Raw genomic sequence first — 6,855 nt, forward strand, 5'->3', positions numbered from 1 at the left:
TCGCCGACCGCCCCGATCTCGTCGAAGAGGTCCGAGAGCTCGCTGTCGATGCGGTCGCGTTCCTCGTCGGGTGCCGTGATGACGTAGCTGCGCGAGAAGGCCATCGCACGCAGCCCAGCACGGGTCATCATGCGCGACCACTCCCACCGTCGCTCTTCCAGCGGACCGAACGGCGACGTCACCGGCGGGTGCCCGGCCGCCAGCATGCGCTCGGCGTTGCTCCCGTGCATGATCACGCTCATCTGCCGCACCCACTCGACCGACTCGTCGCGGATGTTCCAGAGGAGCCCCAGTGCACCCCCCGGCCGCAGCACCCGCGCCGCCTCGAGGGACGCGCGCTCGGGGTCGACCCAGTGCCACGCCTGCCCGAAGACGACCGCGTCGACGCTGTCGTCGGGAAGCGGCAGTTCCTCAGCACGACCGAGGAAGGCGGGGATGCCGCCGCTCGCCGCCCGCAGCGCGGCGAGCATGCCCGGATCGGGGTCGACGGCCACCACGTCCGCGCCCAGGTCGCGAAGGCCGCGGGTGAGCTTTCCGGTGCCCGCCCCCACGTCGGCGACGCGCACGGCGCGGCCTGCGACGGGCGGCAGCAGCCAGCTCACCGCCTCGAGCGGATAGTCCGGCCGGCCGGCTTCGTAGTGGCCGGTCGCGGCCCCGAACGACATCGCCTGATCTCCGAAATCTGCCATGCCACCACTGTAAGACGGCCGATCCGGGCGCGGTCGGCGCGTCCTCCTCGGCGCGGCCCGTCTGCGGGCGAGGGTGGAGGCGTGCCCTTGGATTTCACCGCGATCGACTTCGAAACGGCGAACTCCTCCAGCGCCTCGGCGTGCGCGGTCGGCCTCACGCGGGTGCGCGGTGGCGAGGTCGTCGCCTCAGCCGGCTGGCTCATCCGCCCGCCCGCCGGGCACGACCGCTTCTTCGCGATCAACACCGGCATCCACGGCATCTGCGCCGACGACGTCCTCACCGCGAAGACCTGGTCCGATCAGCTGCACGACATCGCCGCGTTCGTCGGCACCGATGTGATGGTCGCGCACAACGCCGGCTTCGACATGGCGGTGCTGCGGCGCGCGTGCGAGGTCACCGGCGACGTGTGCCCGCCCTACCGCTACGTCTGCAGCCTGCAGGTCGCGCGCAAGACGTACGAGCTGGATTCCTACCGTCTGCCTTCGGTGGCCGCCGCCGTCGGCTTTCTCGACTTCCCGCATCACGACGCGACCGCCGACGCCCTGGCCTGCGCGCACATCATGATCGACGCCGCCGCACGCGCGGGGGTCTCGGACATCTCGGATCTCGCGGCGGCCCTCGGCCTGCGGGTGGGGTGCATCCCCGTGCCCGAGACCGCACCGGTGTCGCTGGGCGCGTCGGTCCCGGCGTCGGCGCCGTTGGCGCTGGCCTGAGCGTCGTCGCGCCGATGTCGGTGGCCGGTGGCATTGTCGAGGCATGGACGCCGCAGCAATCCCCCTCCTGATCATCCTCGCCCTTGTGGTCGGGGTGCTCGCCGGCTGGTTCGCCGGAGCCGCCCGCGCGAGCGAGCGCGCCGGGCGGGAGCGGGCCGAGCTGGCCGCGCGCGCCGCCGCGGCGGAGACGGCGCGCGATGCGCTCGGCGCGCAGCTCGATCAGCAGCGGGCGCTGCAGCGTGAGCTCAGCCTGCAGGCGCGCGACGAACAGGCCGCCCGCGATGAGCGGGAGCGCCGCGAGCAGTCGGTGCTGCGGGCGCTGGCGCCCGTGCAGGAGTCGCTGATGTCGATGCAGCAGAAGGTGGAGGACCTCGAACGGGAGCGTCACCACCAGTACGGGTCGCTTGCCGAGCAGCTGCGCCGGGCTCAGGAATCCGACGAGGCGCTGCGCTCGACCACCGAATCGCTCGCCGGCGCGCTGCGCTCCAACTCCACGCGCGGCGTGTGGGGCGAGACACAGTTGAAGCGCATCGTCGAATCGGCCGGTCTGACGCGCTACGTCGACTTCGACCTGCAGGCGTCGATCTCCTCCGACGCGGGAGCCGGCCGGCCCGACATGATCATCAGGCTTCCCGGCGGCAAGTCGCTCGCGCTCGACGCGAAGGTGCCGCTGGACGCCTACCTCGAAGCCAGTGCCATCCCTGAGACGGCTCAGGGCGAAGAAGGTGCTCGACGTAGCGCACTGCTCGACCGGCACGTCAAGGCCGTCCGCGCGCACGTGGACGCGCTGGCGAAGAAGGCGTACTGGGCGGGGCTCGATGCCAGTCCCGAGTTCGTCATCTGCTTCGTACCCAGCGAATCGCTGCTCTCGGCGGCGCTCGCCCAAGACCCGACCCTGCTCGACCACGCGTTCGGCAAACGCGTCGCACTCGCCTCGCCGGTCAACCTCTGGGCGGTGCTGAAGACGGTCGCCTACACGTGGACGCAACAGGACGTCTCGTCCGAGGCGCGGGAGCTCCTCGCGCTCGGCACGCAGCTCTACGAGCGCCTGGGATCGCTCACCGGCCACGCCGACGACCTGCGGCGCGCGATCGAACGCACGGTCGACACCTACAACAAACTCGTGGGTTCGCTCGAGAGCCGCGTGCTCGTCACGGCGCGCCGGTTCCCCGGCATCGACGAGACCAAGCTCAGCGCCGTCGACGCTCCGGCGGCGATCGCCAGCACGCCGCGGCGGCTGACCGCGCCTGAGTTCGTCGCCGACGACGCGCTGCTGTCGGCGGACGTGGGTGCGGTGCGCGACCGCGTCGCCCCGGACTGAGCGCCACGGTGCGCGCCGGGCGGGAGCCGGTGGGCAGCTGTCGTCAGACGCCGCCGGGGAAGAAGGTCATGAGGCCGATGACGGCCAGCGAGACGCCCAGGAAGGCGCCGATCATCCACCAGGCGCTCATCTGGTGACCCTCGGGCATGCGCCGGCGGAAGAGCACATCGGGCCGACGGGAGGGGTCTGTCGACACGATGACCGGCATCTGTCCGGTCTTCGGGCTCTGCGCCTGAGTGCTCATGTGGGGGTCCCCTCGGGCTTGTGAACGATGGTCTGCATCGCCGTCGACACCGTTCACCATTGTTACAGAGCCCCGCCTGAGAGAACGGTCACAGAGACATCACGGTGTCGGCCCCGCCCGTCACAGCCACTTCGAGGTGAGGTGCTCCGACGTGATGCGGCGGAGTGTTCCCGAGGCGCCGCGCAGCACGACCGACTCGGTGTAGACGTAGTCCCGCTCCCGGCGAACGCCCGCGACGAGCTCGCCGTTGGTCACGCCGGTGGCGACGAAGATGGTGTTCTTGCCGCGCACGAGGTCCTCGGCTTCGTACACCTCTCCGTCGACTTTCAGCCCGGCATCCAGCCCCTTCTGCTTCTCGTCGTCGTCGCGCGGCCACAGCCGGCCCTGGATGTGACCGCCGAGCGCCTTGATCGCGCAGGCGGTGACGATGCCCTCGGGGCTGCCGCCGATGCCGACGCACATGTCGGTGCGGGCGTTGTGGCGCGCGGCGTTGATCCCGCCGGCGACGTCACCGTCGCTCATCAGCCGGGTGCCGGCGCCGGCTTCGCGGATCTCATCGATGAGCCGGTCGTGACGCGGTCGGTGGAGCACCGAGACGACGATCTCGTCCACCGGCTTTCCGAGCGCCTTCGCCAGCAGGCGGATGTTCTCGCCGATGGGCAGGCGGATGTCGACGACGCCGACGCCTGCGGGACCGGTGACGAGCTTGTCCATGTAGAAGACGGTCGAGGCATCGAGCATGGTGCCGTGGTCCGAGACCGCGAGCACCGACAGCGCGTTGTTGCGCCCTGCCGCCGTCAGCGAGGTGCCGTCGATGGGATCGACCGCCACGTCGCACTGCGGGCCGCGGCCGGTGCCGACGCGTTCGCCGTTGAAGAGCATGGGGGCGTTGTCCTTCTCCCCCTCGCCGATCACGATCGTGCCGTCGAAGTTGACCGTCGTGAGAAAGGCGCGCATGGCATCCACCGCCGCACCGTCGGCGAGCTCTTTGCGCCCCCGCCCGATGAACGGCACGGATCGAATCGCCGCCGCCTCGGTGGCGCGCACCAGCTCCAGCGCGAGGTTACGGTCGGGGTGCAGGGGACTCATATCCGCGGTCAGGCTCACCATGGGGTCAGCCTATGCCTGCGGATGCCGCCGACGCCGGAAGTTCGGGTGCGCGAGAGCCGAAGGAACCCCGGTTCTTTCGCTGATGACAAGTCGGCACCGGGATACGCACGGCCCCACCCCCGGGACCGGAAGGGACCGCTTCGCTAGAGTGAAGGCGAACACCCGCCGACTTTTAGGAGCAGACATGCCCGTCGCAACCCCCGACCAGTACGCCGAGATGCTGGACCGCGCGAAGTCCGGCGGCTTCGCGTACCCGGCCATCAACGCCGCCAGCTCGCAGTCGATCAACGCCGTGCTGCAGGGCCTGACCGAAGCCGGCTCCGACGGCATCATCCAGGTGACCACCGGTGGTGCGGACTACTTCGCCGGCCACACCGTCAAGGGTCGTGCAACCGGCGCCCTCGCCATGGCGAGGTTCGTGACCGAGGTCGCCAAGAACTACCCCATCACCGTGGCCCTCCACACCGACCACTGCCCGAAGCCGGCTCTGGACGACTTCCTGCTGCCGCTGATCGCCGCTTCCGAAGAAGAGGTCAAGGCCGGCCGCAACCCGATCTTCCAGTCCCACATGTGGGACGGCTCGGCGGTGCCGCTGGCCGAGAACATCGAGATCGCGAAGACGCTGCTCCCCCGCATGAAGAACATCAACGCCATCCTCGAGGTCGAGATCGGCGTCGTGGGCGGCGAAGAGGACGGCGTCAAGCACGAGGGCACCAACGACGCGCTGTACACGACGACCGGTGACGTCGCCCAGGTGGTCGAGGCCCTCGGCCTCGGTGACCAGGGACGCTGGATCGCCGCGCTGACCTTCGGCAACGTGCACGGCGTCTACAAGCCCGGCAACGTCAAGCTCAAGCCCGAGCTGCTCGGCGAGATCCAGGAAGGCATCGCTGCCCAGTTCGGCACCGGCCCGAAGCCCCTGGACCTGGTCTTCCACGGCGGCAGCGGCTCGACGCCGGAGGAGATCGCCCTGGCCGTCGCCAATGGCGTGGTGAAGATGAACATCGACACCGACACCCAGTACGCCTTCACGCGTGCTGTCGCCGGCTACATGTTCCAGAACTACGACGGCGTGCTGAAGATCGACGGCGAGGTCGGCAACAAGAAGGCCTACGACCCCCGCGCCTGGGGCAAGGTCGCCGAGTCGGCGATGGCCGCACGCGTCGTGGAGGCGACCCGTCAGCTCGGCTCGGCCGGGCAGTCGCTCGGCGCCTGACGCCCGACTGTCGTTCTCACGCGGAGCGCCCCGGCCTGATGGTCGGGGCGTTCTGCGTCGGTGCCGGGCTCGGCGACCTCGGTCCGAGGCGCGCAGCGCTCGTCAGGTCAGCCGGAGACCGTGCGCTGCAGGGCTTCCCACGCGACCGGGTCGTTCATGATCGGGATCACCATGAGGGTTCCCGAGACGAAGTTGCAGAGGATGCCGCCGACGAGCGGGATCCACCACGTCAGCCGGCGCGCGGCGAGGCTCCGCCACGAGAACCATGCCGTCAGCAGCCAGCCGATCACCAGCACCGAGGCACCGGCCACTCCCCAGCCACGCAGGGAATCGGGGTCTGCCAGCTGCGCGTCGACACCGAGCGTCTGGAACAGGGTCTGCGCGAACGCGCCCACATCGAGCATCTGGGGGGCCGCCGCAAGCACGGTCAGCAGTCCGTACCCGAGCAGCACGAACGCGAACACGCGGTCTGCCGTGCGGGTGGGACGGGCGGCCGAGGTCGTCGGGGGCACGGCGGGCATGCGATCCCGCGGCGTCGAAGCCTCGGGCGAGACTCCGGCCGAGAGGGCATCGGTGGCGTCGGGCCGCGCGATGCGCGCCTGCTGCTCTTCGGCGGTGGCGTACTCGCCGTACTGGGGCCGCGGACGCGGATCGGTATCGCTCACGCGCGCCCCCGTCCACCGAGCGCGCGCTCGTCCCGCTTGCCGGAGGCATCCTGGCGCAGCTCCTTGGGCAGCGAGAACAGCAGGTCCTCCTCGGCGGTGCGCACCTCCTCGACGTCGCGGTAGCCGGCACCGGCGAGGTCTTCCAAGACCTCCTTGACGAGCACCTCGGGAACCGAGGCTCCGCTGGTGACCCCGACCGTCTCGACGCCGTCGAGCCACTCCTGCTTGATCTCGTGGGCGTAGTCCACGCGGTAGGCGGCCTTCGCGCCGTACTCCAGGGCGACCTCGACCAGACGCACGCTGTTCGAGGAATTGGCCGATCCCACGACGATCACGAGGTCAGCGCCGACGGCGACCTTCTTGATGGCCACCTGCCGGTTCTGGGTGGCGTAGCAGATGTCATCAGACGGCGGGTCCTGCAGCTGCGGAAAGCGCTCGCGCAGTCGTCGCACCGTCTCCATCGTCTCGTCGACCGAGAGGGTGGTCTGCGAGAGCCAGACCACCTTGGAGGGGTCCTTCACCTCGACCAGGTCCGCCTCTTCGGGTGAGTTCACAACGGTGACGTGGTCGGGGGCCTCGCCGGCAGTGCCCTCGACCTCCTCGTGACCGGCGTGGCCGATCAGGAGGATCTCGAAGTCGTCGCGTGCGAAGCGCACCGCTTCGCGGTGCACCTTGGTCACGAGCGGACAGGTGGCGTCGATCGCCTGCAGCCCGCGGTCGGCCGCCGCGTCGACCACGGCGGGTGAGACACCGTGCGCGCTGAAGACGACGTGCGCCCCGGGCGGCACCTCATCGACCTCTTCGACGAAGATCGCGCCCAGCGCCTCGAGCTCGGTGACGACATGGATGTTGTGCACGATCTGCTTGCGCACGTACACCGGGGCGCCGAATCGCTG

The 6,855-nt window shown here is 70.1% G+C and carries 8 protein-coding genes; 3 read left to right on the plus strand and 5 right to left on the minus strand.

Annotation, left to right across the window (positions count from 1 at the left end; translation table 11 throughout):
• The coding region (locus NQ160_RS15755; protein ID WP_257516120.1) for a class I SAM-dependent methyltransferase at nt 1-689 on the minus strand (689 nt) is incomplete at its 3' end.
• An 81-nt stretch (nt 690-770) separates the two neighbouring features.
• On the opposite strand from NQ160_RS15755, the gene NQ160_RS15760 reads away from it, so the two are divergent.
• Nucleotides 771-1,403 carry an exonuclease domain-containing protein gene (locus NQ160_RS15760; protein WP_257516121.1) on the plus strand — a complete coding sequence of 211 codons (633 nt, stop codon included), beginning with the start codon at nt 771-773 and terminating at the stop codon, nt 1,401-1,403.
• Nucleotides 1,404-1,446: 43 nt separating this feature from the next.
• Nucleotides 1,447-2,724, plus strand: a complete 1,278-nt coding sequence (rmuC, locus tag NQ160_RS15765; protein WP_257516122.1) for a DNA recombination protein RmuC — start codon at nt 1,447-1,449, stop codon at nt 2,722-2,724.
• 43 nt (nt 2,725-2,767) lie between these two features.
• Here rmuC and NQ160_RS15770 read toward each other — a convergent pair whose 3' ends face one another.
• On the minus strand, nt 2,768-2,968 hold the full coding sequence (locus NQ160_RS15770; protein ID WP_257496076.1) for a UDP-N-acetylmuramyl pentapeptide phosphotransferase: 201 nt from the start codon (nt 2,966-2,968) through the stop codon (nt 2,768-2,770).
• 120 nt (nt 2,969-3,088) lie between these two features.
• On the minus strand, nt 3,089-4,078 hold the full coding sequence (gene glpX, locus NQ160_RS15775; RefSeq protein WP_257516123.1) for a class II fructose-bisphosphatase: 990 nt from the start codon (nt 4,076-4,078) through the stop codon (nt 3,089-3,091).
• A 184-nt stretch (nt 4,079-4,262) separates the two neighbouring features.
• Here glpX and fbaA point away from each other — a divergent pair, with 184 nt between their 5' ends.
• Nucleotides 4,263-5,294, plus strand: coding sequence for a class II fructose-bisphosphate aldolase (gene fbaA / locus NQ160_RS15780; RefSeq protein WP_257516124.1), 1,032 nt, complete (start codon nt 4,263-4,265; stop codon nt 5,292-5,294).
• 107 nt (nt 5,295-5,401) lie between these two features.
• Here the strand turns inward: fbaA and NQ160_RS15785 are convergent, their stop codons facing one another.
• Together NQ160_RS15785 and NQ160_RS15790 are read right to left on the minus strand one after the other, a co-directional pair.
• Nucleotides 5,402-5,959: a DUF6264 family protein gene (locus tag NQ160_RS15785; RefSeq protein WP_257516125.1), complete on the minus strand. Its 558-nt coding sequence runs from the start codon at nt 5,957-5,959 to the stop codon at nt 5,402-5,404.
• The coding region (locus tag NQ160_RS15790) for a 4-hydroxy-3-methylbut-2-enyl diphosphate reductase (RefSeq protein WP_257516126.1) at nt 5,956-6,855 on the minus strand (900 nt) is incomplete at its 5' end. The genes NQ160_RS15790 and NQ160_RS15785, both read right to left, overlap by 4 nt.

This window comes from Microbacterium sp. zg.Y909 (assembly GCF_024626565.1).

Coding starts and splice junctions, on each gene's coding strand:
- rmuC (WP_257516122.1), top strand. CDS start 1,447: ATGGACGCCGCAGCAATCCCCCTCCTGATCATCCTCGCCCTTGTGGTC.
- NQ160_RS15770 (WP_257496076.1), bottom strand. CDS start 2,968: ATGAGCACTCAGGCGCAGAGCCCGAAGACCGGACAGATGCCGGTCATC.
- glpX (WP_257516123.1), bottom strand. CDS start 4,078: ATGGTGAGCCTGACCGCGGATATGAGTCCCCTGCACCCCGACCGTAAC.
- fbaA (WP_257516124.1), top strand. CDS start 4,263: ATGCCCGTCGCAACCCCCGACCAGTACGCCGAGATGCTGGACCGCGCG.